General features: G+C 66.3%; 23 protein-coding genes, 1 tRNA gene and 1 pseudogene. 11 read left to right on the plus strand and 14 right to left on the minus strand.

Annotated features, from left to right (window positions below):
* Positions 1-412 (minus strand): FAD-binding oxidoreductase (locus BN4332_RS34165; protein WP_435405188.1); only part of this gene is annotated, 412 nt, incomplete at its 3' end.
* 50 nt (positions 413-462) lie between these two features.
* On the opposite strand from BN4332_RS34165, the gene BN4332_RS06920 reads away from it, so the two are divergent.
* The 5 genes and pseudogenes from BN4332_RS06920 to BN4332_RS06940 all read left to right on the plus strand — a co-directional run bounded on the left by BN4332_RS06920 (position 463) and on the right by BN4332_RS06940 (position 5,846).
* Entirely contained in the window at positions 463-1,056 is a 594-nt protein-coding gene (locus BN4332_RS06920) for a TetR/AcrR family transcriptional regulator (protein WP_066897780.1), read from the plus strand.
* Entirely contained in the window at positions 1,056-2,603 is a 1,548-nt protein-coding gene (locus BN4332_RS06925; protein WP_066897781.1) for a glycerol-3-phosphate dehydrogenase/oxidase, read from the plus strand. Before BN4332_RS06920 ends, BN4332_RS06925 begins: the two co-directional genes overlap by 1 nt.
* An 80-nt stretch (positions 2,604-2,683) precedes the next feature.
* The gene (locus tag BN4332_RS06930; RefSeq protein WP_066897782.1) at positions 2,684-3,703 is read left to right on the plus strand and encodes a T6SS phospholipase effector Tle1-like catalytic domain-containing protein; all 1,020 of its coding nucleotides are present in this window, start codon (positions 2,684-2,686) and stop codon (positions 3,701-3,703) included.
* Positions 3,661-4,644: pseudogene (locus tag BN4332_RS06935) on the plus strand (glycerol-3-phosphate dehydrogenase/oxidase); the annotation flags it as partial. The gene BN4332_RS06930 and the pseudogene BN4332_RS06935, both read left to right, overlap by 43 nt.
* Positions 4,645-4,724: 80 nt before the next feature.
* Positions 4,725-5,846: a T6SS phospholipase effector Tle1-like catalytic domain-containing protein gene (locus BN4332_RS06940; protein ID WP_066897783.1), complete on the plus strand. Its 1,122-nt coding sequence runs from the start codon at positions 4,725-4,727 to the stop codon at positions 5,844-5,846.
* A gap of 26 nt (positions 5,847-5,872) precedes the next feature.
* Here the strand turns inward: BN4332_RS06940 and BN4332_RS06945 are convergent, their stop codons facing one another.
* Complete coding sequence (locus BN4332_RS06945) at positions 5,873-6,751, minus strand: LysR family transcriptional regulator (RefSeq protein WP_235654038.1); 879 nt, start codon at positions 6,749-6,751, stop codon at positions 5,873-5,875.
* 87 nt (positions 6,752-6,838) lie between these two features.
* On the opposite strand from BN4332_RS06945, the gene BN4332_RS06950 reads away from it, so the two are divergent.
* On the plus strand, positions 6,839-7,588 hold the full coding sequence (locus BN4332_RS06950; protein WP_066897784.1) for an SDR family oxidoreductase: 750 nt from the start codon (positions 6,839-6,841) through the stop codon (positions 7,586-7,588).
* A gap of 75 nt (positions 7,589-7,663) precedes the next feature.
* On the opposite strand, the gene BN4332_RS06955 is transcribed toward BN4332_RS06950, so the two are convergent.
* The 7 genes from BN4332_RS06955 to aceE all read right to left on the minus strand — a co-directional run bounded on the left by BN4332_RS06955 (position 7,664) and on the right by aceE (position 17,356).
* Positions 7,664-9,085, minus strand: coding sequence for an acyl-CoA carboxylase subunit beta (locus tag BN4332_RS06955; protein ID WP_003884430.1), 1,422 nt, complete (start codon positions 9,083-9,085; stop codon positions 7,664-7,666).
* A gap of 47 nt (positions 9,086-9,132) precedes the next feature.
* On the minus strand, positions 9,133-10,386 hold the full coding sequence (gene kasB, locus BN4332_RS06960; RefSeq protein WP_066897785.1) for a 3-oxoacyl-ACP synthase KasB: 1,254 nt from the start codon (positions 10,384-10,386) through the stop codon (positions 9,133-9,135).
* Positions 10,387-10,464: 78 nt separating this feature from the next.
* Positions 10,465-11,715 (minus strand): 3-oxoacyl-ACP synthase KasA, encoded by a 1,251-nt coding sequence (gene kasA, locus BN4332_RS06965; protein WP_066897786.1) that lies wholly within the window; start codon positions 11,713-11,715, stop codon positions 10,465-10,467.
* On the minus strand, positions 11,712-12,008 hold the full coding sequence (acpM, locus tag BN4332_RS06970) for a meromycolate extension acyl carrier protein AcpM (protein ID WP_066897787.1): 297 nt from the start codon (positions 12,006-12,008) through the stop codon (positions 11,712-11,714). The genes kasA and acpM overlap by 4 nt, the downstream gene beginning before the upstream one ends.
* 92 nt (positions 12,009-12,100) lie before the next feature.
* Complete coding sequence (locus BN4332_RS06975) at positions 12,101-13,021, minus strand: ACP S-malonyltransferase (RefSeq protein ID WP_096866847.1); 921 nt, start codon at positions 13,019-13,021, stop codon at positions 12,101-12,103.
* A gap of 173 nt (positions 13,022-13,194) precedes the next feature.
* Entirely contained in the window at positions 13,195-14,478 is a 1,284-nt protein-coding gene (locus tag BN4332_RS06980; protein ID WP_066897789.1) for a PucR family transcriptional regulator, read from the minus strand.
* 88 nt (positions 14,479-14,566) lie between these two features.
* Positions 14,567-17,356, minus strand: a complete 2,790-nt coding sequence (gene aceE / locus BN4332_RS06985) for a pyruvate dehydrogenase (acetyl-transferring), homodimeric type (protein ID WP_066897790.1) — start codon at positions 17,354-17,356, stop codon at positions 14,567-14,569.
* 145 nt (positions 17,357-17,501) lie between these two features.
* Here aceE and BN4332_RS06990 point away from each other — a divergent pair, with 145 nt between their 5' ends.
* The 4 genes from BN4332_RS06990 (at position 17,502) to BN4332_RS07005 (ending at position 19,204) form a co-directional block, all read left to right on the plus strand.
* Positions 17,502-18,074 carry an Rv2240c family protein gene (locus BN4332_RS06990; protein ID WP_200820272.1) on the plus strand — a complete coding sequence of 191 codons (573 nt, stop codon included), beginning with the start codon at positions 17,502-17,504 and terminating at the stop codon, positions 18,072-18,074.
* Between the two features lie 114 nt (positions 18,075-18,188).
* Positions 18,189-18,626 (plus strand): DUF3052 domain-containing protein, encoded by a 438-nt coding sequence (locus BN4332_RS06995; RefSeq protein ID WP_066897791.1) that lies wholly within the window; start codon positions 18,189-18,191, stop codon positions 18,624-18,626.
* On the plus strand, positions 18,626-19,087 hold the full coding sequence (locus BN4332_RS07000) for a peroxiredoxin (RefSeq protein ID WP_066897792.1): 462 nt from the start codon (positions 18,626-18,628) through the stop codon (positions 19,085-19,087). Before BN4332_RS06995 ends, BN4332_RS07000 begins: the two co-directional genes overlap by 1 nt.
* Positions 19,088-19,129: 42 nt before the next feature.
* Positions 19,130-19,204, plus strand: a tRNA-Val gene (locus BN4332_RS07005).
* A 24-nt stretch (positions 19,205-19,228) separates the two neighbouring features.
* Here BN4332_RS07005 and BN4332_RS34170 read toward each other — a convergent pair.
* Both BN4332_RS34170 and BN4332_RS07015 read right to left on the minus strand, forming a co-directional pair.
* A complete protein-coding gene (locus tag BN4332_RS34170) occupies positions 19,229-19,675 on the minus strand; it encodes a hypothetical protein (protein WP_235654039.1) in 447 nt (148 codons plus the stop codon).
* A 100-nt stretch (positions 19,676-19,775) separates the two neighbouring features.
* Entirely contained in the window at positions 19,776-20,543 is a 768-nt protein-coding gene (locus BN4332_RS07015) for a response regulator transcription factor (protein WP_066897794.1), read from the minus strand.
* Between the two features lie 355 nt (positions 20,544-20,898).
* Between BN4332_RS07015 and BN4332_RS07020 the strand changes: the two genes are divergently transcribed.
* Positions 20,899-23,130 (plus strand): SulP family inorganic anion transporter, encoded by a 2,232-nt coding sequence (locus BN4332_RS07020; RefSeq protein WP_435405153.1) that lies wholly within the window; start codon positions 20,899-20,901, stop codon positions 23,128-23,130.
* A gap of 31 nt (positions 23,131-23,161) precedes the next feature.
* Here the strand turns inward: BN4332_RS07020 and BN4332_RS07025 are convergent, their stop codons facing one another.
* The 3 genes from BN4332_RS07025 to BN4332_RS07035 form a co-directional block, all read right to left on the minus strand.
* Positions 23,162-23,926 carry a response regulator transcription factor gene (locus tag BN4332_RS07025; RefSeq protein WP_066897800.1) on the minus strand — a complete coding sequence of 255 codons (765 nt, stop codon included), beginning with the start codon at positions 23,924-23,926 and terminating at the stop codon, positions 23,162-23,164.
* Between the two features lie 436 nt (positions 23,927-24,362).
* A complete protein-coding gene (locus BN4332_RS07030; RefSeq protein WP_066897796.1) occupies positions 24,363-24,869 on the minus strand; it encodes a hypothetical protein in 507 nt (168 codons plus the stop codon).
* A 46-nt stretch (positions 24,870-24,915) separates the two neighbouring features.
* A complete protein-coding gene (locus tag BN4332_RS07035) occupies positions 24,916-25,743 on the minus strand; it encodes an oxygenase MpaB family protein (protein ID WP_066897797.1) in 828 nt (275 codons plus the stop codon).
* Positions 25,744-25,902 lie beyond the last annotated feature (159 nt).

Below are 25,902 nucleotides of genomic sequence, written 5' to 3' on the forward strand. Positions count from 1 at the left end.
GGTCGAGCCCGCCCACCACGCTGGTGCCGCCGCCGAACGGGACGACTGCGATGCGATGTTCGGTGCAGTAGCGGAGCACCTCGGCTACTTCATCCTCGGTTCCGGGCAGCAGCACCGCGTCGGGGGCGTCCTGGACCCCGGAATCCTTGCGGCGCAACAGGTCCAGCGTGGACTTCCCGCCCGCGTGCAACAGCCGGGAGAAGGTGTCGACGCCGCAGTGCCGGTCACCGACGATCTCGGCGAGCGCGCGGCGATCGTCGTCGGACAGTGCCGAGGGGCGCAGTTGCACCTGCTCGGGTGTCAACTCCGCGGCCGGCTCCGCCTCGACGCCCAGCGCTTGATGCAGCAGGGTGCGGATTCCCTCGGACAGGGGCTTGGCTGCCTGCGGGTCACCCCACGCATCCCACTTCATCGGAGGTAACAACGGTGCGTCCGGTCGCGTCATGCGTTACAGTATTACACATGATGTCAATCAGTAACGATGATGCCGGCGAGGTGCTGGCAGACCGGATCCTGGACGCGGCCGCCAGCTGCGTGCTGGCATTCGGCATCGATCGGGTGACACTGGCTGAGATCGCCCGCCGGGCCGGGGTCAGCCGCCCGACGGTGTACCGGCGGTTTCCTGATACCCAGTCGATCCTCGCCGCCCTGCTCACCGCGAGGGTGGTGCGTGTGCTCGACGAAACCGAGAGCCCGGAGGTTGGTCGTTCGGCGCTCGTGGCCCGCATCGTCACGGTGGCCGCCCGACTGCGCCACGACGAGGTGATCATGGCGGTCCTGCACTCCGCGCCCGAGTTGGCGATGGTCTACATTGCCGAGCGGCTGGGCACCAGTCAGCAGATCCTGATCGACGCGCTGGCCGGCGAGCTCAAACTCGCGCAGGAGGCGGGACGGAAGGGCGACCGCGTCCGCGCCGGGGATCCCCGCCGGCTCGCCACCATGTGCCTGCTGATCACCCAATCGGCCATCCAGTCGGCGCAGATGGTCGAGCCCATCCTCGATGCCGACGCCTTGGCCACCGAACTCGCCCACGCACTGAACGGATACCTCGCCTGATGACCGGCCCGACCGCACTCGACCGTGCCAGGCGCACAACCGAATTAGCTGAGCTCGCCGAGGGTGAGCGGCTCGATGTGATCGTCATCGGCGGCGGCATCACCGGCGCGGGCATCGCGCTCGACGCCGCCACCCGAGGCCTACGCGTGGCGCTGGTGGAAAAGCACGACCTCGCCTTCGGCACCAGCCGGTGGAGCTCGAAGCTGGTGCACGGCGGTCTGCGCTATCTGGCCACCGGCAACGTCGGCATCGCCCGCCGCAGCGCGATCGAACGCGGGATCCTGATGACCCGCAACGCACCCCATCTCGTCAAGGCCATGCCGCAACTGGTGCCGTTGCTGCCCTCGATGGGGCGTGCGTCGCGCGCCCTGGTGCGCACCGGGTTCGTGGCCGGTGACGGGCTGCGCCGGCTGGCGGGTACCAGTGCGTCGACCCTGCCGCAGTCGCGCCGGGTGGACGCGCGTCGCGCGCTCGAACTGGTGCCGACCGTCCGCACCGACGGGCTGGACGGTGCCTACCTGGCCTATGACGGGCAGCTCATCGACGATGCCCGGCTGGTGACGGCCGTCGCTCGCACCGCCGCCCAGCACGGGGCACGCATCCTGACCCGGGTGTCGGCCGGTACCGCCGACGCCACCTCGGTCCGGCTGACCGACGAACTCACCGGTGAATCCTTCGATGCCGGCGCGCGGGTGGTGATCAACGCTGCCGGCGTATGGGCCGGCGACCTCGACCCCGCGCTCAAGCTGCGGCCCAGCCGCGGAACGCATCTGGTGTTCGATGCCGCGGCGTTCGGCAATCCCGCCGCCGCGCTGACGATTCCGATCCCCGGGGAGTTGAACCGCTTCGTCTTCGCGATGCCCGAGCAGCTGGGCCGGGTCTACCTCGGCTTGACCGATGAGGACGCGCCGGGCCCGATTCCCGATGTGCCACAACCAACCCCGGCCGAGATCGGCTTTCTGCTGGACACCGTCAACACCGCCCTGGCCACCGATCTGACCACAGCCGACGTGCGGGGCAGCTATGCCGGGTTGCGGCCGCTGATCGACACCGGAGCGGGCAGCACGGCCGACGTGTCCCGCGAGCACGCGGTCGTGGAGTCGGCCGGCGGGGTGATCAGCATCATCGGTGGCAAGCTCACCGAATACCGGTACATGGCCCAGGATGTCCTGGACCGGGCCGTGGCGCTGCGCGGGCTCTCGGCCGCGCACTGCCGGACGGCCAACCTGCCGCTGGTCGGCGCCCCCGCCAACCTGGTGTCCACCTTGCGGTCCGACCACCCGTTGCCGTCTTCCCTGGTGGCCCGGTACGGCGCCGAGGCGCCCAATGTGATCGCCCGGGCCCGATGCGACCGCCCCACCGATCCGGTCGCTGAGGGAATTGACGTCACCCGGGCCGAGTTCGAGTACGCCGTAACGCACGAAGGCGCGCTGTGCGCCGACGACATCCTCGACCGGCGTACCCGTATCGGACTGGTGGGCTCCGATCGAGACCGGGCCGCCGAGACCGCCGCGGAGATGATCGCGGAGTTCGGGGAAGTCGAGTAGTCCACTACGCATGGCGCGGCCGGTCGCCGCGCGCACACTGAGCCGTGAGGCGCAAACCTGTGCGGCGAGGGAGCTCGATCATGGCGAAGCGACTGGTGGTGTGCTGCGACGGCACGTGGAACACACCCGATCAGACGACAAAGGGCAGGCCCACACCGACCAACGTCGCGAAAGTCGCGATGGGGCTGGCTTCTCACGATGACGAGGGCCGCGAGCAACGCCTGTTCTACCATCGCGGGGTCGGCACCACCCGGTCGGACCGCCTGCTCGGCGGGGCCTTCGGCGCCGGCCTCTTCCGTGATGTCTGCGAGACGTATCGATTCGTCGTCCAGAACTACGAAGAGGGTGATGAGTTGTTCTTCTTCGGGTTCAGCCGCGGGGCGTACACCGCACGCAGCACGGCCGGCCTGATCCGCAACTCGGGAGTGCTGCATCGTGACAACGCGGACCAGATCGGACAGGCGTACGCGCTGTACCGAGCCCGGAACAAGGAAACCAATCCGCGCAGCGTCGCGGCGGCGCTGTTCCGGAAGATGTACTCCTGCGAACCCGAGATCCGGTTCATCGGCGTCTGGGACACCGTTGGCGCCCTGGGGATTCCGTCAATCGGAGGGTGGCTGGCCCGTCGATTCAACAAGCGGTACGAGTTTCACGACACCACTTTGAGTTCGAGGGTGGGGGAGGCCTACCAGGCACTCGCGATCGACGAGCGGCGTGGACCTTTCGTGCCGACCATCTGGTCCCAATCTGATATGGCTCCGGCCGACCAGCGGCTGGAGCAGGTGTGGTTCGCCGGAGCGCACTCGGATGTCGGCGGCGGCAACGGCAACGATGGACTCAGCGACATCGCATTGTGGTGGATGCTGGAGAAGGCGCGCGGTGCGGGACTGGCGTTCGTCGACAAGGCGTTCCGGCCGGGAGTTTTCCCGGGCGAACCCACAACGGCCGAGGACATCGTCGATGCGTACACCCGCCTCAACCCAGATCCCGCACTCGCGGTGGAGAAGTCTCGGAAGGGCATCTACCGCTTTCTGCCTCCCCACGCGCGGGTGGGNCGGCCGTCGCTCGCACCGCCGCCCAGCACGGGGCACGCATCCTGACCCGGGTGTCGGCCGGTACCGCCGACGCCACCTCGGTCCGGCTGACCGACGAACTCACCGGTGAATCCTTCGATGCCGGCGCGCGGGTGGTGATCAACGCTGCCGGCGTATGGGCCGGCGACCTCGACCCCGCGCTCAAGCTGCGGCCCAGCCGCGGAACGCATCTGGTGTTCGATGCCGCGGCGTTCGGCAATCCCGCCGCCGCGCTGACGATTCCGATCCCCGGGGAGTTGAACCGCTTCGTCTTCGCGATGCCCGAGCAGCTGGGCCGGGTCTACCTCGGCTTGACCGATGAGGACGCGCCGGGCCCGATTCCCGATGTGCCACAACCAACCCCGGCCGAGATCGGCTTTCTGCTGGACACCGTCAACACCGCCCTGGCCACCGATCTGACCACAGCCGACGTGCGGGGCAGCTATGCCGGGTTGCGGCCGCTGATCGACACCGGAGCGGGCAGCACGGCCGACGTGTCCCGCGAGCACGCGGTCGTGGAGTCGGCCGGCGGGGTGATCAGCATCATCGGTGGCAAGCTCACCGAATACCGGTACATGGCCCAGGATGTCCTGGACCGGGCCGTGGCGCTGCGCGGGCTCTCGGCCGCGCACTGCCGGACGGCCAACCTGCCGCTGGTCGGCGCCCCCGCCAACCTGGTGTCCACCTTGCGGTCCGACCACCCGTTGCCGTCTTCCCTGGTGGCCCGGTACGGCGCCGAGGCGCCCAATGTGATCGCCCGGGCCCGATGCGACCGCCCCACCGATCCGGTCGCTGAGGGAATTGACGTCACCCGGGCCGAGTTCGAGTACGCCGTAACGCACGAAGGCGCGCTGTGCGCCGACGACATCCTCGACCGGCGTACCCGTATCGGACTGGTGGGCTCCGATCGAGACCGGGCCGCCGAGACCGCCGCGGAGATGATCGCGGAGTTCGGGGAAGTCGAGTAGTCCACTACGCATGGCGCGGCCGGTCGCCGCGCGCACACTGAGCCGTGAGGCGCAAACCTGTGCGGCGAGGGAGCTCGATCATGGCGAAGCGACTGGTGGTGTGCTGCGACGGCACGTGGAACACACCCGATCAGACGACAAAGGGCAGGCCCACACCGACCAACGTCGCGAAAGTCGCGATGGGGCTGGCTTCTCACGATGACGAGGGCCGCGAGCAACGCCTGTTCTACCATCGCGGGGTCGGCACCACCCGGTCGGACCGCCTGCTCGGCGGGGCCTTCGGCGCCGGCCTCTTCCGTGATGTCTGCGAGACGTATCGATTCGTCGTCCAGAACTACGAAGAGGGTGATGAGTTGTTCTTCTTCGGGTTCAGCCGCGGGGCGTACACCGCACGCAGCACGGCCGGCCTGATCCGCAACTCGGGAGTGCTGCATCGTGACAACGCGGACCAGATCGGACAGGCGTACGCGCTGTACCGAGCCCGGAACAAGGAAACCAATCCGCGCAGCGTCGCGGCGGCGCTGTTCCGGAAGATGTACTCCTGCGAACCCGAGATCCGGTTCATCGGCGTCTGGGACACCGTTGGCGCCCTGGGGATTCCGTCAATCGGAGGGTGGCTGGCCCGTCGATTCAACAAGCGGTACGAGTTTCACGACACCACTTTGAGTTCGAGGGTGGGGGAGGCCTACCAGGCACTCGCGATCGACGAGCGGCGTGGACCTTTCGTGCCGACCATCTGGTCCCAATCTGATATGGCTCCGGCCGACCAGCGGCTGGAGCAGGTGTGGTTCGCCGGAGCGCACTCGGATGTCGGCGGCGGCAACGGCAACGATGGACTCAGCGACATCGCATTGTGGTGGATGCTGGAGAAGGCGCGCGGTGCGGGACTGGCGTTCGTCGACAAGGCGTTCCGGCCGGGAGTTTTCCCGGGCGAACCCACAACGGCCGAGGACATCGTCGATGCGTACACCCGCCTCAACCCAGATCCCGCACTCGCGGTGGAGAAGTCTCGGAAGGGCATCTACCGCTTTCTGCCTCCCCACGCGCGGGTGGGCGGGAAAGGCGGCAACGAGTACATCGCCTCCACCGTCGACCGGCAACAGCGGGCACGTGGCTGGTGGAAGGCGCCGGTGCCCGACGACGATCCCGAGCGTCGGGTCATGCAGGTTGTCGTGGGCAGCCCGCTGTCCCGGGTCGGCTGACGCCGGTGTGGTTCGGGGGTCTTCGACTATGCCTGCGACAGCAGCACATCGCGCACCGCGGAACTGGTGTGGCGCTGCCACATTGCCTGCACACCGACCAGTAGCGGTGGTTCGAGCTCGGTGACCACCACGCGGCCCGACATGGCCGGACCGGCCGCGGTGGTGACGAAGGCGACGGCGCCGGTGGTGAGCGGGGCGGCGACGGTGGCCGAGCCCTGCACCCGGCTCACGACATAGTCGGGCTCGAATCCGGCACGCCGGCACGCGGCCATCAGAAAGTCGCTGTAGTACGACGTGCCAGGGGGAGCCCACAGTGCGATGCGCTCTTCGGCGAGTTCGTCGATGCCGACGGCAGGCCGGTCCGCCAGCCGGTGTTCCCGGGGCACGGCCAGCCGAACCCGGTCGTAACCCACGATGGCCGTGGCCAATTGGTTTGTCGGGACCACGGCGCGACGTAGGCCCAGGTGCACGGCGCCCTCGAGCACCGCATCGGCGAGCTGGTCGGGGTAGAGCTGCCGAAAGGTGAAGGACGTCTCCGGGAAGGCGCAGATGGCCGGTTCGACCCGGGTGTAGACCTCGGATCCGCTCAGGGCCGGGGTGTGGCCGACGACGAAGACCTCGGCGGCCGCTCCCGCGGTCTGTGTCACCCGCTCGGCCACGGTGTGCGCCGCGGCCAGCAGGGTTTTGCCCTCGGCAAGCAGCAGCTCGCCGGCGCTGGTGAGGATCAGCCGGCGCCCCTCGCGCCGGAACAGTGAGGCATTGAGCTCCTTCTCCAATTGCTGCATGGAGCTGCTGAGGGCCTGTTGGCTAACGTGGAGCGCGGCAGCGGCGGCGGTCAGGCTGCCGGCCTCGCCGATCTCGATGAACTGACGTAAACGCCGCAGATCAGGGATGTTGTCCGCCACCGGGCAAGTCTAACTACAACTAAAGCTTGTGGATACTTCGAAAACTTGCGTTATTCATCTGTGGATCGCGAAACTACGCTGCCAGATATGAGCAAACTGGAAGGTAAATCAGCCGTTGTTGCTGCCGGGGCGAAGAACCTGGGCGGCCTGATCAGCACCACGTTGGCTGCCAGCGGTGTCAACGTCGCGGTGCATTACAACAGCGACTCCTCTGAGGCCGATGCCGACAAGACGGTGGCCGCCGTGCAGGCCGCGGGCGTCAAGGCCGTCAAGGTGCAGGGCGACCTGACGGTGCCGGCCAACGTCGAGAAACTGTTCGACACGGCCGTAGATGCATTCGGCAGTGTCGACATCGCGATCAACACCGTCGGCAAGGTGTTGCGCAAGCCGTTCGTGGAAACCACCGAGGCCGAGTACGACTCGATGTTCGACATCAATGCCAAGGCCGCCTACTTCTTCCTGCAGCAGGCCGGCAAACGGCTCAACGACAACGGTTCGGTGATCACGATCGTCACGGCGCTGCTGGCGGCCTACACCGACGGTTATTCGACCTACGCGGGTTCCAAGAGCCCCGTCGAGCACTTCACCCGGGCCGCGTCCAAGGAGTTCGGGACCCGCGGCATCAACGTCAACAATGTTGCGCCCGGACCGATGGACACGCCGTTCTTCTACCCGCAGGAAACTCCGGAGCGGGTCGAGTTCCACAAGTCGCAGGCGATGGGCAACCGGTTGACCGAGATCACCGACATCGCCCCGCTGGTGGTGTTCCTCGCCGGCGAGGGGCACTGGATCAACGGGCAGACCATCTTCGCCAACGGCGGCTACACCACCCGCTAGTACGCCGAATGGCCAGTTATTGCACGGCTTTGCGCCTGATATGTGCAATAACTGGCCATTCGTGCCAGCTGAGAGTTACAGCGGGATGTTCTTGTGGCGGCCGCGCCGGTGCGGGGCCTCGGCCAGTGCCTGCGTCAGCTTGCTGCGGGTGTGGGCCGGGTCGATCTTCTCGTCGACCACGCCGATCTCGATCGCGGAATCCACACCGCCGGCGATGCGCTCATGCTCGATGGCCAGCTCCTCGTGCAGCGCCTCCCGCTCGTGATCCGGCGCTGCGGCCAGCTTGCGCTTGTGCAGGATGCCGACGGCGGCCTTGGCGCCCATCACGGCGACCTCGGCGTCCGGCCAGGCGAACACCTTGGTGGCGTTGAGCGAACGCGAGTTCATCGCGATGTAGGCGCCGCCGTAGATCTTGCGGGTCACCAGCGTGACGCGGGGGACCGAGGACTCACCGAAGGCGTGCAACAGCTTGGCGCCGCGACGGACCACGCCGCCCCACTCCTGATCGACACCGGGCAGATAGCCCGGAACGTCGACGACGACCACCAGCGGGATGCCGAACGCGTCGCACAGGCGCACGAAACGCGCTGACTTCTCGGCACTTTCGGAGTTCAGGCAGCCGCCCAGGCGCAGCGGGTTGTTGGCGATCACACCGACCGTGCGACCGGCCAGCCGGCCCAGACCGACCACGATCGAAGGGGCCCACTTGGCCTGGAATTCCTCGAACGGCACACCCTCGTCGAGCAGCGCCTCGACGATCGGGTGCACGTCGTAGGCGCGGCGGGCCGACTCGGGCATCAGCGCGGCCAAGTCGGTGTCGCCGGCCTCGGCCTTGCTGCGATCGAAATGGCCCTGCTGGCTGAACAATCCGACCAGGCGACGGCCGCGCTCGTAGGCGTCGAGCTCGTCGTCGGCGACGATGTGGCACACGCCGGACTTCTTGTGGTGGGCGTCGGGGCCGCCGAGCGACACCATGTCGACGTCCTCACCGGTGACGCTGCGCACCACGTCCGGACCGGTGACGAAGACCTTGCTGTCCGGGGCCATGATGATCACGTCGGTCAGGGCCGGCCCGTAGGCCGCACCGCCGGCGGCGAAGCCGACGACGACCGAGATCTGCGGAATGTAACCCGACGCCCGGATCATCGCCTCGAAGACCAGACCGACCGCGTGCAGGGCCTTGACGCCCTCGGCCAGCCGGGCGCCGCCCGAATGCCAGATGCCGACGATCGGGCTCTGCTCCTCGATCGCGGTGTCGTAGGCGTTGACGATGTGTGCACAGCCCTCGATGCCCATGGCGCCGCCCATCACGGTGCCGTCGGTGCAAAAGGCAATCGTCCGAACACCGTTGACGGTGCCGGCCGCGGCCAGCACGCCGGAACGGTCGCGCTCGTGGAGCAGTTCGACGCTGCCGTCGTCGAAGAACGTCTGCAGACGCAGCAGGGGGTCGCGCGGATCGAGTGATTCGGCGGCTGCCTCGGGGGCCATGATCGTCATATGGTTCTCCTTTGATGGAAAGCGCTGGGTCGCCGTAGTTCGGAAGCTCAGTACTTTCCGAAGGCGAGCGCGACGTTGTGCCCACCGAATCCGAACGAATTGTTGATTGCGTATTTGAAATCGCCCTGTCGCGGCTCGCCGGCGACGACGTCCAGATCGATCTCGGGATCCAGATTGTGCAGGTTGCGCGTCGCGGGGATGACCCCGTCGCGCAGCGCCAGCACGGTCAGGATGGACTCGACCGCGCCGACCGCACCGACCGAGTGGCCGAGTGCGGCCTTGGGGGCGTACACCGCGGGCTTGTGGCCGAGCATCGCGTTGTTGATCGCCTTGCTCTCGGCCACGTCGCCGACATTGGTGCCGGTGGCGTGGGCGTTGACATGGTCGATGTCGGTGGGCTGCAGACCCGCCAGTTGGATGGCCCGGGTCATCGCGTAACCCGCCTGCTCACCGTTGGGATCCGGGGCCACGATGTGGTAGCCGTCCGAGGTGACGCTCGCGCCCATGAGCCGGCCCAGGATATTGGCGCCGCGGGCCTTGGCGTGCTCCTCGGTCTCGATCACCATGAGGGCACCCGCCTCGCCGAACACGAAGCCGTTGCGGTCCTTGTCGAAGGGCTTGCAGGCGCCTTCGGGATCGTCGTTGGAGTTGGACAGCACGATGCGCATCTGGGCGAACCCGGCGATCGGCACTGCCTCGATCTTGGTCTCGACGCCACCGCAGATCGCCATATCGGCCTCACCGAGGACGATCTGGCGCCACGCATTGGCGATGGCTTCGGAACCCGAGGCGCAGGCCGAGATCGAGGTACACACCCCGGCCTTGGCCTTGCGCTCGAGTCCGATGGCCGCGGCCGCACCGTTGGGCATGTACATCTGCACCACCAGCGGCGACACCGCACGCAGGCCCTTGGCCCGCATTCCGTCGTAGGCGAACACGAGTTCTTCGGTCGAACCCAGACCGGTGCCGATCGACACCATGAGACGGCGGGCATCGACCTCGGGGGAGCCGGCATTGGCCCACACCCGACGGCCGATGACCGTCGCCATCTTCTGCAAATATGACAGCCGGCGCAGTTCGACCCGCGTCAGCTCGGAATCGAATTCCTCCAGGAGATGGCCGCCGATGCGAACCGGCAGGTCATACTCCTCGACGAACCCGTCGGTGAGCTTCCGGATGCCGCTCTGACCATCGAGCAGCTTCTTCCAGGTGCTTTCAGCATCGGTTGCCAGCGCCGTTGACATGGCGACGCCGGTGACAACCACATTGGGAAGACCATTCCCAGTGGATAATCCCGCCATATTTACGGAGTTCTTCCTTCCGTGCTTCCCTCGGTGGTTTACCTTCCGGGGTTACCTATCGGGTCCGCGTCCGCGGCCTCAGTACTTACCGAAGGCCAGGGCCACATTGTGGCCGCCGAACCCGAACGAGTTGTTGATGGCGTACTTGTAGTCGCCATAACGAGGCTCGCCCGCAACCACATCGAGATCGATGTCCGGATCCGGTGTCTCGTAGTTCAGGGTCGGGGGGATGACCCCGTCCCGCAACGCGAGGACCGTCAGCACCGACTCCAGCGCACCGACCGCACCGATCGAGTGCCCCAGAGCCGACTTCGGTGCGTAGACCGCGGCGTTCTGACATCCGGCGACCCGGATGGCATTGGCCTCGGCGGTGTCACCGATCGGGGTGGCCGTGCCGTGGGCATTGACGTGATCGATGTCCTTGGCTTCCAGGCCGGCGGTTTCGAGCGCACGCTTCATGGCCGCACCCGCCCGGACGCCGTTGTCCGCCGGAGCCACCATGTGGAACGCGTCCGAGGTGATGCCTGCGCCCATCAGGCGGGCCAGCGGCTTGGCGCCACGGGCCAGGGCATGCTCCTCGGTCTCGATGATCATCATCGCGCCGGCCTCGCCGAACACGAATCCGTCGCGATCCTTGTCGAACGGCCTGGACGCCCCCGCGGGATCGTCGTTGCGGGTCGACATGGCGCGCATCATCGAGAACGCCGCGATCGGCAGTGCCTCGATACCGCCCTCCACGCCACCGACAACGGCGAAATCCGCGTCGCCCATGACGATCTGACGCCAACCGTGTGCGATGGCCTCCGAGCCCGACGAGCACGCCGACACCGGGGTGATGACCCCGGCCCGGGCGCCCAGCTCGAGGCCGGCGACGGCCGCGGCACCGTTGGGCATGATCATCTGAACGGCGAGCGGGCTGACCTTGCGGATGCCGCCCTCGTTCATCGCGTCGTAGGTCTCGACGATCTTCTCGCCTCCGCCGAGACCGGTGCCGATCACGACCGCGAAGCGGTCGGGATCGACCTCAGGGGCGCCCGCGGTCTTCCACAGCCGCCGGGCCAGCACCAGAGACATGCGCTGCACGTACGAATTGCGGCGCAGCTCGATGCGGGTCAGGTGACTGTCGATGTCGTCGACCAGGTGACCACCGATACGCACCGGAAGGTCCCACTTGGTGACGAAGTCGTCGGTCAACTCACGGATGCCGCTTTCTCCGGCCTGGAGGCCCTTCCACGTGCTCTCGATGTCAGCAGCGAGCGCCGTGGTTGCCTCCACGGCGGTCACCACGACGTTCGGGAAGCCTCCGTTAGCAGTGGAAGGTCTGGTCATTCCGAGCCAAACTTCTCGCGCAGGGCGGCGGCGGCCTCGGGGTTCTCTTCCTCGAGCTTCTGGATGTAGGCGACGACGTCACCGACGGTGCGCAGGCCGGCCAGATCCTCGTCCGGGATCTTCACGCCGTACTTGTCCTCGGTCTGAACCGCGATCTCCACCATCGACAGCGAGTCGATGTCCAGGTCGTCGACGAACGACTTCTCCGGGGTCACCTCAGACGGCTCGATGCCGGTGACCTCTTCGATGATCTCGGCGAGACCGGCGATGATTTCTTCCTGACTGGCGGCCACAATGGCTCCTTCTTGTTGTTGAAAGCGCCCTCCGGGTGCGAAGGACAATTCAGGGACGTTCGGTTTGATTCGCTATTCGGTTGTCGCTGGACTTACAGCTCGTCCAAGCCGTCCAGGTCTGCTGGGGCCTTGACCGCGCGGGTCGGCGTGCCCTTCAGTTCACGTTTGGCGATGCCCACCAGGGTGCCCGCCGGCGGGAACTCGACGATCCCGGCGCGCTCGGCGCCGGAGAAGCGGTCCCGCATGGTGGCGGTGCACAGATCCCAGCGCACCGGCTTGGTCAGCTGGGACACCAGCTTCTCCATCGCATCGGCAGCGGACACCACCGGCCGGCCGTCCGCGTTCGACAGAAGTGTCGCGGTCGGCTCCGCGGTCGTTACAGACTGCGCGGCGGCAGAGTAAGCGTCCAGGGCAGAGGCCATGTAGTGGGTGTGGAAGGCGCCCGCGGTGGCCAGCTGACGAACCCGGGCCTTGGCCGGCGGATCCTCGGCGAGCTTCTCCAGTGCCGCGACGGCGCCCGCCGCCACGATCTGCCCGGCGGCGTTGCGGTTGGCCGGAACCAGGTCGAGCGACTCGAGTCGGGCCAAAACCTCGGCCTCGTCGCCGCCGAGCACCGCGGACATACCGGTCGGCTCGATGGCGCAGGCCTTGGCCATCTCGGCGCCACGGGTGGCGGCCAGCTTGACCGCATCGTCGGCGGAGATGACGCCGGCGATCGCGTAGGCGGCGATCTCGCCGACCGAATGGCCGGCCACGATGGTTTCGGCGGTCGCGGGCACGCCGCGCTTGGTCAGTTCTTCATATGCCAGCAGCGTGGCGGCCACCACCAGCGGCTGCGTCACCGCGGTGTCGGTGATCTCCTCGGCGGTGGCGGTGGTACCCAGCCGCGCCAGGTCGAGGCCGCTGATCTGCGACCACGTGGCAAGGCGATCGGCGGCACCGGGCAGCTCGAGCCAGGGGGCGAGCATGCCGGGGGTCTGCGATCCCTGTCCGGGGGCAAGGAATGCGAGCACGGGTTGAGGCACGTCATTAAGAGAACACTGTGAAGATGGTTTTGTGGGGTGTAAGAGATTATGAACCTTGTCTTATGTTTTTGTAGGTTCCCCACAAAAGTGCATGTAACGCGACCCTGCCTCCACCGAAGCGAAATATGTCACTGCGCTCGCGGCTGCCGGCCGGCCCCCGCTCAGGCTCGCTGCCTGCCGGGATGAGCCGGGCGAATCGCCGGCACCACAGAGATTCCGCCATCTGGCGTGCTCGGCTGGTATGCCTGTTTGCTCAGTCTGCCCACCGTCGACGCCACCCGCAGCACGTAGGCGTCCCTCGGCACGACGGGGTCGCGGCCGGTGAAATCACCGATTCGTTTCAGCCGGTAGCGGACCGTGTTTGGATGAACGAACAATTTGCGAGCGCAAGCTTCGATGGCGCCGCCGGAGTCCAGGAACGCGTCGAGGGTCTCGGTGAGGGCCGGGCCCGCATCGGCCAAAGGACGCATGACCTCAGTCTCCAGGGCAGCGATCGCCGTCGCATCGCCGAGCAGGGCACGTTCCGGCAACAGTTCGCGGGCCGACACCGGACGGGGTGCACCCGGCCACCCGGCGACGGCGTTCATTCCGGAGATCGCCTCGGTGGCACTGCGGTGAGCGGCCGTCAACGTCGGCGAGGTCGGCCCGATCACCACCGGGCCGTCGGCGAAAACGGTCAGCAGGTCGACCAGGAACCGGTCGGTAGCTGACAGCGGGCCGGACACGATCGTCACCAGCCACGTTCCGTGCACGTCGGACAGGGCCGCCCGGTCGTTGCGCTTGACGACGTCGTGGATGTCGTCCCTGGCCAGATCCAGCCGATCGGGACGGGGCAACCCGACGATCACCGTGGCCGGCGCGGTGGCATCCCAGTTGAGTGCGGCCGCCTGGGACTGCAGTTCGGGTCCGGTGTCGCCGCGCACCACGGCGTCGACGACGTTGGCCTCCATCCGCAGGTCCCAGGCCCCGCGGGCCTCGGCCTGATCGGCGTAGGCGCTGGCCGCCGCGAAGGCCAGGTCCCGGCTGTAGCGCAGAATCCCGGCGGTGAGCGCGTTGAGCTGTTCCTCGGAGCGGGCCAGCAGCGGCACCACCTCTTCGAAGAACTCCATCGAAGTGCGCACCATCTCGACCGACTGCCGCAGTGCGATCCGCCGGCGCAGATCCTGGGGCACCACCTCGAAGGCCTGGGCCGTGTAGCTGACGTCGCTGGCCGGGTCACGCATCCATTCGACGAAGTTCACCACGGCGGTCTGCACCACCAGTTGGACGCTGGCCCGCTGCGACGCGTCGAGATCGGAGAAGAAGTCCAGCCGCTCGGCCATGGCGTGCACCGCCTCGGTGGCCAACCGGCCGGAATACTGCTTCAACCGGCGCAGCGTCGAGTCGGGCACGCTGGCCAGGACCTCGACGGTCGATTTGGGCGGTACGAACCGCTTGTCGGGCATCCCTAAAAGCTACGCCTGTTTTCTGGTGGATTCCTCCAACCATCCCGCGCGACGCCGCCGCGCGGGATGGTTGGAGGAGAGCCGGCGGCTAGGCGCTGCCGGTGTCGACGTAAGAGACCGCCGCCGCGAAGACGTCGTCGATCTTGTACTGCTTGGCCGCCGCGATGGCCACCGACGGATCGATCTCACCGTCGCGGGCCAAGCCCTCCAGCACCGCCACCACGACCGACTCGGCGTCGGTGTTGAAGTAGCGGCGAGCGGCGGGCCGGGTGTCGGAGAAGCCGAAGCCGTCGGTGCCCAGCGTGATGTAGGTGCCCGGGACCCAGGGACGGATCTGCTCGGGCACTGCACGCATCCAGTCCGACACCGCCACCACCGGGCCGGCCGCATCCGCGAGCACGTTGGTCACGTGCGGCGTGCGGGCCGGCTGATCGGGATGCCGCAGCCGGTGGCGCTCGATCTCCACACCCTCGCGGTTGAGCTCGCCCCAACTGGTCACCGACCACACGTCGGCGGCCACGTCCCACTTCTCGGCGAGCAGGTCGGCGGCGCGCAGCGCTTCCGGCATCGACACGCCCGAGGCCAGGATCTGGGCCGTGCTGGTGCGCGGTTCGGCCGCCCGCCGGTAGCGGTACATCCCGCGCAGCAGTGCCTCGGTGTCCAGATCGGCCGGCTCGGCAGGCTGGACGTACGGCTCGTTGTAGATGGTGATGTAGAAGAACACGCTCTCCGGGTGCTCGCCGTACATCCGCTGCAGACCGCTCTCGATGATGTGGGCGATCTCGTAGGCGAAGGCCGGGTCGTAGGTGACCGCGGCCGGGTTGGTCGACGCCAGCAGCAGCGAGTGGCCGTCGGCGTGCTGCAGCCCCTCACCGGTCAGCGTGGTGCGGCCGGCCGTCGCGCCGAGCACGAAGCCCTTCGCCATCTGATCGGCCGCGGCCCACAGGCCGTCGCCGGTGCGCTGGAACCCGAACATCGAATAGAAGATGTAGATCGGGATCATCGGCTCGTTGTGCGTCGAGTAGGACGTGCCGACGGCGGTGAACGACGAGGTCGATCCCGCTTCGTTGATGCCCTCGTGCAGGATCTGGCCGACCTCGGATTCCTTGTAGGCCAACATCAATTCGGAGTCCACCGAGGTGTACAACTGCCCGTTGCGGTTGTAGATCTTCAGGCTCGGGAACCAGGAGTCCATGCCGAACGTGCGCGCCTCGTCGGGAATGATCGGCACGATCCGCGGCCCGATGTTCTTGTCCCGCAACAGTTCCTTGAAGGTGCGGACCGTGGCCATGGTGGTGGCCACCGACTGCTGCCCGGACCCCTTCTTGAGCGCCTTGTAGGTGTCGGAACCGGGCAGCGGAAGCGGCGTGCTCTTGGTGCGTCGCGAGGGCACGAACCCGCCGAGGGCGCGCCGCCGGTCCAGCAGATACCGGATCTCCGGGGTTTCGGGCCCCGGGTGGTAGTACGGCGGCAGGTAGGGGTCCTGCTCCAGCTGCGCGTCGCTGATCGGCACCCGGGTGACGTCCCGGAAGTCCTTGAGATCTTGCAGCGCAAGCTTTTTCATCTGGTGGGTGGCGTTGCGGCCCTCGAAGTGCTGGCCCAGCGTGTAGCCCTTGATGGTCTTGGCCAGGATCACCGTCGGCTGACCCTTGTGCTCCATCGCGGCGCGGTAGGCGGCGTACACCTTGCGGTAGTCGTGGCCGCCGCGCTTGAGGTTCCAGATCTCCTGATCGGTCATCGGCTCGACCAGCGCCTTGGTGCGCGGATCGCGCCCGAAGAAGTGGTCGCGCACGTAGGCGCCGTCGTTGGCCTTGTACGTCTGGTAGTCACCATCGGGGGTGGTGTTCATCAGGTTGACCAGCGCACCGTCGCGGTCGGCGTGCAGCAGGGCGTCCCACTCGCGGCCCCAGACCACCTTGATGACGTTCCAGCCGGCGCCGCGGAAGAACGACTCCAGCTCCTGGATGATCTTGCCGTTGCCGCGCACCGGGCCGTCGAGGCGCTGCAGGTTGCAGTTGACCACGAAGGTCAGGTTGTCCAGCGCCTCGTTCGCGGCCACCTGGATCAGGCCGCGGCTCTCGGGCTCGTCCATCTCGCCGTCGCCGAGGAACGCCCACACGTGTTGATCGGAGGTGTCCTTGAGGCCGCGGTCGTGCAGGTAGTGGTTGAACCGGGCCTGATAGATGGCGTTCATCGGGCCCAGGCCCATCGAGACCGTCGGGAATTCCCAGAAATCCGGCATGAGCCGCGGATGCGGATACGACGGCAGGCCGCCACCCTTGTGTGAGTGTTCCTGGCGGAAACCATCCAGTTGGTCGGTCGTCAGCCGGCCCTCAAGGAACGCGCGGGCGTAGATGCCGGGGGAGGCGTGGCCCTGGATGAACACCTGGTCGCCACCGCCGGGATGGGACTTGCCGCGGAAGAAGTGGTTGAAGCCGACCTCGTAGAGCGACGCCGACGAGGCATACGTCGAAATATGGCCGCCCACACCGACTCCGGGGCGTTGCGCGCGGTGCACCATGATCGCGGCGTTCCACCGGATCCAGGCGCGATAGCGTCGCTCGACATCCTCGTCGCCGGGGAACCACGGCTCGAGTTCGGTCGGGATGGTGTTGACGTAGTCGGTGGACGTCAGCGCCGGAATGGCAACCCGCTTTTCCCGGGAGCGTTCCAGCAGTCGCAGCATCAGATACCGCGCGCGAGCGGGACCGGATCGCTCCAGCAACTCATCGAAGGACTCGAGCCATTCGCTGGTCTCGTCGGTGTCGATATCGGGCAGGTATGACGCGACCCCCTCACGGATCACCCGGACCCGGTCGGGTTCTGCTGCGGTAGAGGAGTTTTGGGCCAGATCCTGGCGCACGAACTCGGTGGTCAACTTCCGCTCCTTGTCAGGCGGTAACAACTGATAGTGCTTGTGGCACCTTCTATCGTCCACCCATCTTGCCGCCTCCGTGTCGCTGGGGGTGGCGCTGCGCAAGTTACTCATCAGTTGCTTTCTGAACCGGTAACGTCTGCAGATCGTGCCGGTTGATGGGCAGGTTGGGGCAAAGGGGCGGCTCGCCGCGTGCGCGCTGGGTGGCGCGGCGGTGATCGCCATGGTTGTGGTGGGGTGTTCGGCTGTTACCGGCGGTACCGCACAAGTCGATTCCGATGCGGCCCCGGTGTACCGGGCTTCGGTGTCGGCATCGATCGCGGAATCCTCGGAGAGCTCGGCGGCCCGGGAGTCCGAGCGTCAGGCGTCGCTGACCACCCGCGCCGTGCACACCGTGTGCGAGGACCTCAGCACGTCCGCCGTCGACGCCGTCGACGCGGTCAACGGCTACGTGGAGGCGGTCAACAGTGGCGGGGACACAGCCGCCAAGGCCGGGCCCGCGATCGACGGGCTGAACCGCAGCGCTGATCTGGTCAGTTCCGGTCTGTCCGACGCCTTGTCGCCGGACCTGCGCGCCGCACTGACCGAGTGGATCGACTCGGCGCGGGCCCTCGTCACCGCCATTTCCGGCAATGCGGGGCCGGATCAGTTCAACGCGGCATCGCAGCGTTCGAACGCCGCCCGGGAGAACGCGCTGAACCGGTGCGACGCTGCGTACTGATGGCCGGACAGACAAACTCGCCCGGCGGACGCCCGCACAGGTGGGTCGCCGTGCGACGATAGGGCAATACGCAGTCTTGAGACAGGCTCGAAGAAAGGTTAAGGAGGACCGACGGTGGTCGCGGCGGCGGGGACGGACTCAGGCCCGAACTACGCCCACATTCTGGGCATCCACAAGGATCAGATAGTCCAGGAACTGGGTTGGGACGAGGATAGCGACGACGACATCCGGGCCGACATCGAGGAAGCGTGCGGCTCAGAGCTGCTCGACGAGGATGCGGACGAAGTCGTCGACGTCGTATTGCTCTGGTGGAGGGACGACGACGGGGATCTCGTCGACCGGCTCATGGATGCGATCACCCCACTCGCCGAGGACGGCGTGATCTGGGTGGTCACTCCCAAGACCGGAAAGCCCGGGCACGTGCTGCCCGCCGAGATCGCCGAATCGGCGCCGACGGCAGGGCTGATGCAGACCTCATCGGCGAAATTGGGGGACTGGACGGCGAGCCGGTTGGTGCAGCCGAAGTCGAAGGCCGCCGGAAAGCGGACCTGATGCTGGCCGAGGGAGCCCCGGCGCCCGATTTCACGCTCCGGGACCAGAACGGCCGGCCGATCACCCTCAGCAGCTACCGCGGGTCCAAGGATGTGCTGCTGGTGTTCTTCCCGTTGGCGTTCACCGGGGTGTGCGAGGGCGAGCTCGGCGAGATCCGAGACAAGCTGCCGGAGTACGAGAACGACGACACCGCGACGCTGGCGATCTCCGTCGGCCCGCCTCCGACCCACAAGATCTGGTCCATCGAAAGCGGATTCACCTTCCCGGTGCTGGCGGATTTCTGGCCGCACGGCGCGGTGACCCAGGCCTACGGTGTGTTCAACGACGACGCGGGCTATCCCAACCGCGGCACGTTCGTCGTCGACAAGGCCGGCACGATCCGGTTCGCCGAGATGATGGAGCCGGGCCAGGCGCGCGATCAGGCGGTGTGGCGGGAAGCATTGGCAGCATTGCAGGCTTGAATTTCCGGTCACGCCCCTGTGGCGTGTACCGTGCCTGCGACGGGGCGCGTAGCTCAGTGGTAGAGCTCTGGTTTTACACACCAGCGGTCGGCGGTTCGATACCGTCCGCGCCCACCAACATCAGCATTGACCCGACGGGTGTCATTCCTTGCAGTGCAGGTCGACGTAGACGGTGGTGTAGCGCGTCTGGGTGCCCACCTGGCCGGCCGGTCCCCGGATGATCCAGTTGTTCTTGACGTCGTGACCGTCGCGCACCGCACTGACGGTGCACTGATCAATCGAGTTGTTGCCGACCTTGGAGACGATGACGTTGTAGCCGTCGGCCTTCAGCTTATCGATGGTCTCCTGCGCGGACGGGTTCGACGGTGCGGCAACGGCTGGAGCGGCAATTGTCAGGCACAGGGCCGCTGCGCCTCCGAACACGGCGACAGCGCCTTTTATTCGATTAGATAGTGGACCTTTCATGATTGGAAACACCACCTTTCCAGTAGGTGAATTTCCTACAGTGTAGGTTTGCACGAAGGTGATATTGACCGCCTCATATCGAAAACATAGGAATTGGCCGGAAAGCGCGCATGGAGAATTCATAGAAATCTCCTGGCTAATTCCTAGCGATTTCAACGGGTCTAACCGTCGCCGTCATAGTGCGCGCCGTAGGCGGTCGGACGGTGAATTGCGTTCTACAGTGTCATTCCACTGGCCGCAGGATGTAGCCGACTCCGCGCACGGTATGGATCATCGGCGACCGGCCGGTATCGATCTTCTTTCGCAGATATGAGATGTAGAGGTCGACGATGCTCGACCGGCCGCTGTATCCGTAGGGCCACACGCGATCGAGGATCTCGGAGCGGCTGAGCACCCGGCGCGGGTTGCGCATCAGATACCGCAAGAGCTCGAACTCCGTGGCGCTCAGCGACACGGGCACCCCGTCGCGCGACACCTCACGGCTGGCGTCAGCAAGGATGAGGTCGCCCACCTGTACCGTGTCGACATCTGCCGACGCCCCGCGACCGGATCTTCCCAGCAGGCTGCGTAGCCGTGCCAGCAACTCTTCGAGGCTGAACGGCTTGCTCATGTAATCGTCGGCGCCCGCCGCGAGCCCCGACGTGCGGTCCATTACCGAATCGCGTGCCGTGAGGAGCAGGGTCGGCGTATAGCTCTCCGACTCGCGCACGCGTCGCAGGATCTCCAGGCCGTCGACATCGGGCAGCATATTGTCGAGGACCACGACGTCCGGTTCCGCCGCGCCGAAACTTGCGACCGCCTGCTCGCCGGTGTGGGCCACCTCGATCACCCAGCCCTCGTAATGCAGGGCCATCTTTACCAAGTTGGCCAGCGCCGGCTCGTCGTCCACCAGCAGTACTCGAATGGGCGAACCATCGGCACGGTTGATGCGCGGCTGACCGTCAACGGCACCGTGGGGTCGCTCTAGACCTTTGGCAGACACCGACGTCATGGTTCCATTTTCCTGGCAACCGCTATCGCTGTCACCGAGGTCATATCGACTCCTAATCTGCGCACGTCGCAACACGTCGAATGGGATATGCGGCGGCATTCCAGGCGCAAATATTTGGGTTCTCTATGCGTCCGTCAGCTTTGCTTGACCCCACTTTCGGGCGCTCAATAGCCTGGTGTCAGAAATCGGGTAAGCGCTGGCCGTTCACCGTCAGACGAATTTGTTGGTCAATATTGCACAACTTTTTTAAGTCGAGGAGCGGGCAGGCGCAATGTGGCCACGCCGACGTTGCTTTTCGGCGTCTGGGTCGTTCGACGCCGGCCACCGATAGAAGGAGCCTGCCATCCACCAGCGATTGTCACCGGCCACTCAGCGGCCCGCCGACAAGTCTGGTGGGCCGTCGGAGCAGTCCCGTCTTCACTCGCTGCTGCGATATGACCTGCCGGCGTCGCTCGTCGTTTTCCTCGTCGCACTGCCCTTGTCGCTCGGTATCGCAGTTGCCTCCGATGCACCGGTGCTCGCCGGCATCATTGCCGCAATCGTCGGCGGCATCGTTGTGGGCATTTTGGGTGGGTCGCCTCTGCAGGTGAGTGGACCTGCAGCCGGGCTGACGGTCATCGTCGCAGGGCTCGTCGGCCAGTTCGGCTGGGCGGTTACTTGCGCGATCACCATCTGCGCAGGTGTACTTCAGGTTCTGCTCGGCCTCAGCCGGATTGCCCGCGCGGCACTGGCGATCTCGCCGGTCGTGGTGCACGCGATGCTTGCCGGTATCGGCGTTACGATCGCCTTGCAGCAGACTCACGTGCTGCTCGGCGGTGATTCCGCAAGTTCGGCCTGGCGCAACGTGATCGGACTACCCGGGCAGGTGCTCCATGCGCACGGGCCCGGTACGTTCCTCGGCCTGCTCGTCATCGGCATCCTCGTCGCATGGCGCTGGATGCCCGAGCGGGTGAAGGTGATACCCGGTCCGCTGGTGGCGATTTTCGGCGTGACGTTGCTCTCGCTCGTCGCACCGTTCGACGTCGCGCGGATTGTGATCGACGGCTCGCTGGTAGATGCCCTGCAACTGCCGAACCTGCCCGACGGCAATTGGGGTGCGTTTGCCACTGGCGTGCTGACGGTGGCGCTGATCGCCAGCGTCGAAAGTCTGTTGTCCGCTGTATCGGTAGACCGCATGCAAAGTCGCGCGCCGCGCACCAATTTCGACCGTGAACTGATGGGGCAGGGCGTGGCCAACATCGCGTCTGGCTCCATCGGCGGTCTGCCGGTGACCGGTGTGATCGTGCGCAGCTCCACCAACGTTGCCGCTGGTGCCCGAACCCGTGCGTCGTCGATCCTGCACGGCGTCTGGGTGCTGGCGTTCGCGGTGCCGTTCGCGGGGCTGGCCAAGCTGATTCCCGCGTCGGCGCTGGCCGGGCTGCTCATCGTGATCGGCGTACAACTCGTGAAATGGGCTCACATCAAGACGGCGTGGCGCACCGGCGATCTCGCGGTCTACCTTGCCACGATCGTGGGCGTGGTATTCCTCAACCTGCTTGAGGGAGTGTTGATCGGGCTGGCACTTGCCGTATCGCTGACCGTCTGGCGGGTGGTGCGGGTCAAGATCACTGCGGAGCGGACCGGCGAGGGCGAATGGCGCGTCGTCATCGACGGTTCGGTGACATTTCTGTCGCTCCCGAGACTCAACAGCGTGCTGGCGTCCGTGCCAGAGGGGGCACACGTCACCGTCGAATTGTCGGTCGACTTCATCGACCATGCCGGCTACGAGACCATCGACGCTTGGCAGCGCCAACAAGTTGCGTCCGGCGGCAGCGTCGACATCCACGATGTCGGCGCGGTCGAGATGGACAGCGCCGTCGCCGGGCCGCCTATGCGGGGTTTCGCCCCTATCGACAAACGCGTCGGTGTGATGCCCTGGAGCTCCTGGCAGCCGCAGCTGCGGCCGTCAGTGTTGCACGGGCTGGCGGTATACCACCGCCGCACGGCGCCCTTCATCCGGCCACACATGAAAGAGCTTGAACACGAACAGCGACCCGAGACGCTGTTCATCACCTGCGCCGACTCGCGGATCGTGCCCAATGTCATCACCAGCAGCGGCCCCGGCGACCTCTTCACGGTCCGCAACGTCGGCAACTTCATCCCTACCGGGCGGCAGGACGTGTCGGTAGACGCGGCGATCGCATTCGCTGTGAAGGTCCTCGACGTGTCGTCGATCGTGGTGTGCGGACACTCCAGTTGCGGTGCGATGCACGCGGTATTACGCGATGGCCCAAGCCAATCCACCGGCGACGAAGCGCTCGACGCCTGGTTGGAATATGCCCGGCCGGCACTGGCTGCGTTCGGCGGTGGCGGTCATCCGATCGCGAAGTCGGCGGCGGCCGAAGGGTTCGACATGGTCGATCAGCTGAGCATGGTGAACGTGGCGCTGCAAGTGCAGACGTTGACCGACCATCCACTTTTGCGCGAGCGTTACCAGCACGGTCGGCTCGACGTTCTCGGGCTTTTCTACGACATCCCGAGCGCGCGGGTGCTCCAAGTGACACCGACCGAGGTGCGCACATTCGAGGTCGGCCACGCACGGTCGTAGCGGTGTGCTCGGATCATCTTGTAGCGCTTCGTCATTCCTTTGGCCGCAGCATGTATCCAATGCCGCGCACGGTGTGAATCATCGGCTCGTGGCCCTCATCGACCTTCTTGCGCAGGTATGAGATGTAGAGGTCGACGATGCTCGTCTTGCCGCCGAAACCGTAGTTCCAGACCCGCTCGAGTATCTCGGCGCGCGTCAGAGCTCGCCGCGGATTACGCATCAGGTACCGCAGCAGCTCGAACTCGGTGATGGTGAGCGTCAGTTTCACACCGGCGCGCATCACCTCGTGGGTGACTCCGTCGAGCACAATGTCACCGACCCGCAGCACCTCGTCGACGGGCGGTTCGGTGTGGGTGGACCGGCGCAGCAAACTCCGCAGCCGGGCGACGAGCTCCTCCAAGCTGAACGGTTTGGTCAGGTAGTCGTCGGCGCCGGCGGTCAAGCCGGCCACCCGGTCCACCACCGAATCGCGCGCAGTGAGGAACAACGTCGGTGTATACGCCTCGGCTGCGCGCACCTGTTGCAAGATCTGCAACCCGTCGATGTCAGGCAACATGATGTCCAGAACGATGGCATCGGGCTTGCTGTCGTGGAACATGGCCACCGCATCTCCGCCGCTATGTGCGACGTCTACGGTCCAGCCCTCGTAGCGCAGGGCCATTTTGACCAGGTTGGTCAGCGCAATCTCGTCGTCGACAACCAACACCCGGATCGGTGAACCGTCAGCACGGTGCATCCGGGGTAGCTGACCAAGCATCGCTCGCCGGGGTACTTGTTCACGTGGAGACACCGACATGGCCGCCATAAATCCCATTGTCCGGAGACATAGTTTGGTGTCACATGGTTCATGCCAAATTCATATTGGACCGGCCGGCGCTTAAACTCATGCCGATATCTCAATATTAAAATGTCTGTGCCTAAAATGGCGGTTGCAGCGCCCCCGCCCGGCTCTGGTTTGCCGGACATGTTTGGCCACAACCCAAAAGATTACATNACGCAAACGATTACATACGATAGCGCGGGGAAGCCGGTGGTGCCTGCCTGCCGTTGCCGATTCCCATCGACGCTCGGAACAATTCACAACGCAAGCAGACTGTCGGCATCGGCGGCCAGAGGAATTGTTGGCGACAGGAAAGATACGGGTGCTTTTAGTTCTGTATTGCGACGCGCACGCGCGTTCTCAATCGAAAACGAGCCCAGGAAGAAGCGAGCGGTCCGAGGAGGCCAGTTTCCTACGACCACACCGACTTCGCCCGCTCCAGCGTGAGTTCGCGCCCGCGCATTACGGTGTCGCCCGAACACGACGGGTTCTCCGGCGAGAACTTCATGTTGACGAAGCCGGTGAGATCGGCCCGGATGACGTACTTCAGCGGGACCGGGCCCGTCTGGTACTCGTCGGGGGTACCGATCTGGCAGCGGATGCCGGGGTTGGTCCGCTCACCCACCCAGGCGCCCGTGTGCCGGTCGGCGGCGGGGTTCCACGCCAGATCCATCTGCCAGCCACCTTCGGACACTGGCGCGAGCACGCGCAGGCACGTCGGGCCGCAGTCCGACAGCGTCCAGTCGTAGGGCTCCCAGGGGTCGCTGGTCGACTTCTCGGTGACGGTGTAGATGCCCGGTGTGGGCAGCGGTGGGGCCGGTGGTTCAGGGGCGGCGACCGGTGGTCCGGATGCCTTGAGCCCGCCGAGCGCGAATCCGATTGCCAGCGAAACGGCAACCAGGACAATGGCGTCTTTCAAAGGGACCTCCGCGTCGGATCATAACCGCGGACCCGGCGCGGGCCGATCAGACCACCCGCTTGCCCCGGCGATCGCGGATCCGCATGTCCCACAGGTAGAGCTGATAACCCAGCACCCACACCTCGTGCGGGATCACGCGGTCGGCGAGCCGCAGGCCGCTCAGCAACCATTCGAAGCGTCGCTGCTGATCGGCCGTCCAGCTCATCCGCATGTGGTGGCGGAACTCCGCGGGCAGGAACCCGGTGGTGGCGAACAGGTTGAACCGGCCGGCCAGCAATCGCAGTGGGGCGGGCAGGAACGCCATCGCGGCGACGCCGTACAGGTGCTCGCGTACCGGCGGGTCGATGCGCAGACCCTGCAGTGACTGCTTCCAGTACGTGTCGAAGGCCTGGCGGTCCTCGGGCCACATGTCATCGCGTACCTGCAGCGTGGTGCCGAGTGTGCGGGCATCGGCATAGACCGCGTCGGCGGACTCGGAGTCGAGCGGGCCGTACAGGTACTCGTGCATGTCGATGTAGTAGCGATACAGGCAGGCCGCCACCCACAGCTGCAGCTGCGGGTCGAAAGCGTTGTAGGACACTGGGCTTGACTCGGTCGAACGCACCTGGGCATGCACCCGGTCGATCTGGGCGCGCAGCAGTGCCCGGTCGGCGTCGGTGCCCATGGTGGCCGCGGCCAGATAGGTGCCGGTGGTACGCGCGCGTTTGAACGGGTGCTTGTAGACGTTGCCGCTGTCCACCGGGCTCTCCAGGACGCCGTAGCCCACGCCCGGGGCCGACAGCTGCATGATGACGTTGGCCGCGGGCAGCAGGGCCGCCGCCGGGTTGAGCAGATCGGTGACGCGCCGCGGGTGTCGAGGTGGACCGAGCCTCATGCATCCGAGTAGACCACCTGTGAGACGCTGCCGGGGTGTTTGCGCGCAGAAGCCGACCGGCCGGCCGGTCCATCCGGCACAGCCGGGCCGTCGGCATCGCCGCCGGATTCGTGGCCGACCTGCTGTTCGCCGATCCGCGGCGCGGGCTGTTCCTTTTTC

The organism is Mycolicibacterium houstonense (assembly GCF_900078665.2).
Taxonomy (GTDB): domain Bacteria; phylum Actinomycetota; class Actinomycetes; order Mycobacteriales; family Mycobacteriaceae; genus Mycobacterium; species Mycobacterium houstonense.

Coding starts and splice junctions, on each gene's coding strand:
- BN4332_RS06920 (WP_066897780.1), top strand. CDS start 463: ATGATGTCAATCAGTAACGATGATGCCGGCGAGGTGCTGGCAGACCGG.
- BN4332_RS06925 (WP_066897781.1), top strand. CDS start 1,056: ATGACCGGCCCGACCGCACTCGACCGTGCCAGGCGCACAACCGAATTA.
- BN4332_RS06940 (WP_066897783.1), top strand. CDS start 4,725: ATGGCGAAGCGACTGGTGGTGTGCTGCGACGGCACGTGGAACACACCC.
- BN4332_RS06950 (WP_066897784.1), top strand. CDS start 6,839: ATGAGCAAACTGGAAGGTAAATCAGCCGTTGTTGCTGCCGGGGCGAAG.
- BN4332_RS06955 (WP_003884430.1), bottom strand. CDS start 9,085: ATGACGATCATGGCCCCCGAGGCAGCCGCCGAATCACTCGATCCGCGC.
- kasB (WP_066897785.1), bottom strand. CDS start 10,386: ATGGCGGGATTATCCACTGGGAATGGTCTTCCCAATGTGGTTGTCACC.
- kasA (WP_066897786.1), bottom strand. CDS start 11,715: ATGACCAGACCTTCCACTGCTAACGGAGGCTTCCCGAACGTCGTGGTG.
- BN4332_RS06980 (WP_066897789.1), bottom strand. CDS start 14,478: ATGCCCGACAAGCGGTTCGTACCGCCCAAATCGACCGTCGAGGTCCTG.
- BN4332_RS07000 (WP_066897792.1), top strand. CDS start 18,626: ATGCTGGCCGAGGGAGCCCCGGCGCCCGATTTCACGCTCCGGGACCAG.
- BN4332_RS34170 (WP_235654039.1), bottom strand. CDS start 19,675: ATGAATTCTCCATGCGCGCTTTCCGGCCAATTCCTATGTTTTCGATAT.
- BN4332_RS07015 (WP_066897794.1), bottom strand. CDS start 20,543: ATGACGTCGGTGTCTGCCAAAGGTCTAGAGCGACCCCACGGTGCCGTT.
- BN4332_RS07025 (WP_066897800.1), bottom strand. CDS start 23,926: ATGTCGGTGTCTCCACGTGAACAAGTACCCCGGCGAGCGATGCTTGGT.
- BN4332_RS07035 (WP_066897797.1), bottom strand. CDS start 25,743: ATGAGGCTCGGTCCACCTCGACACCCGCGGCGCGTCACCGATCTGCTC.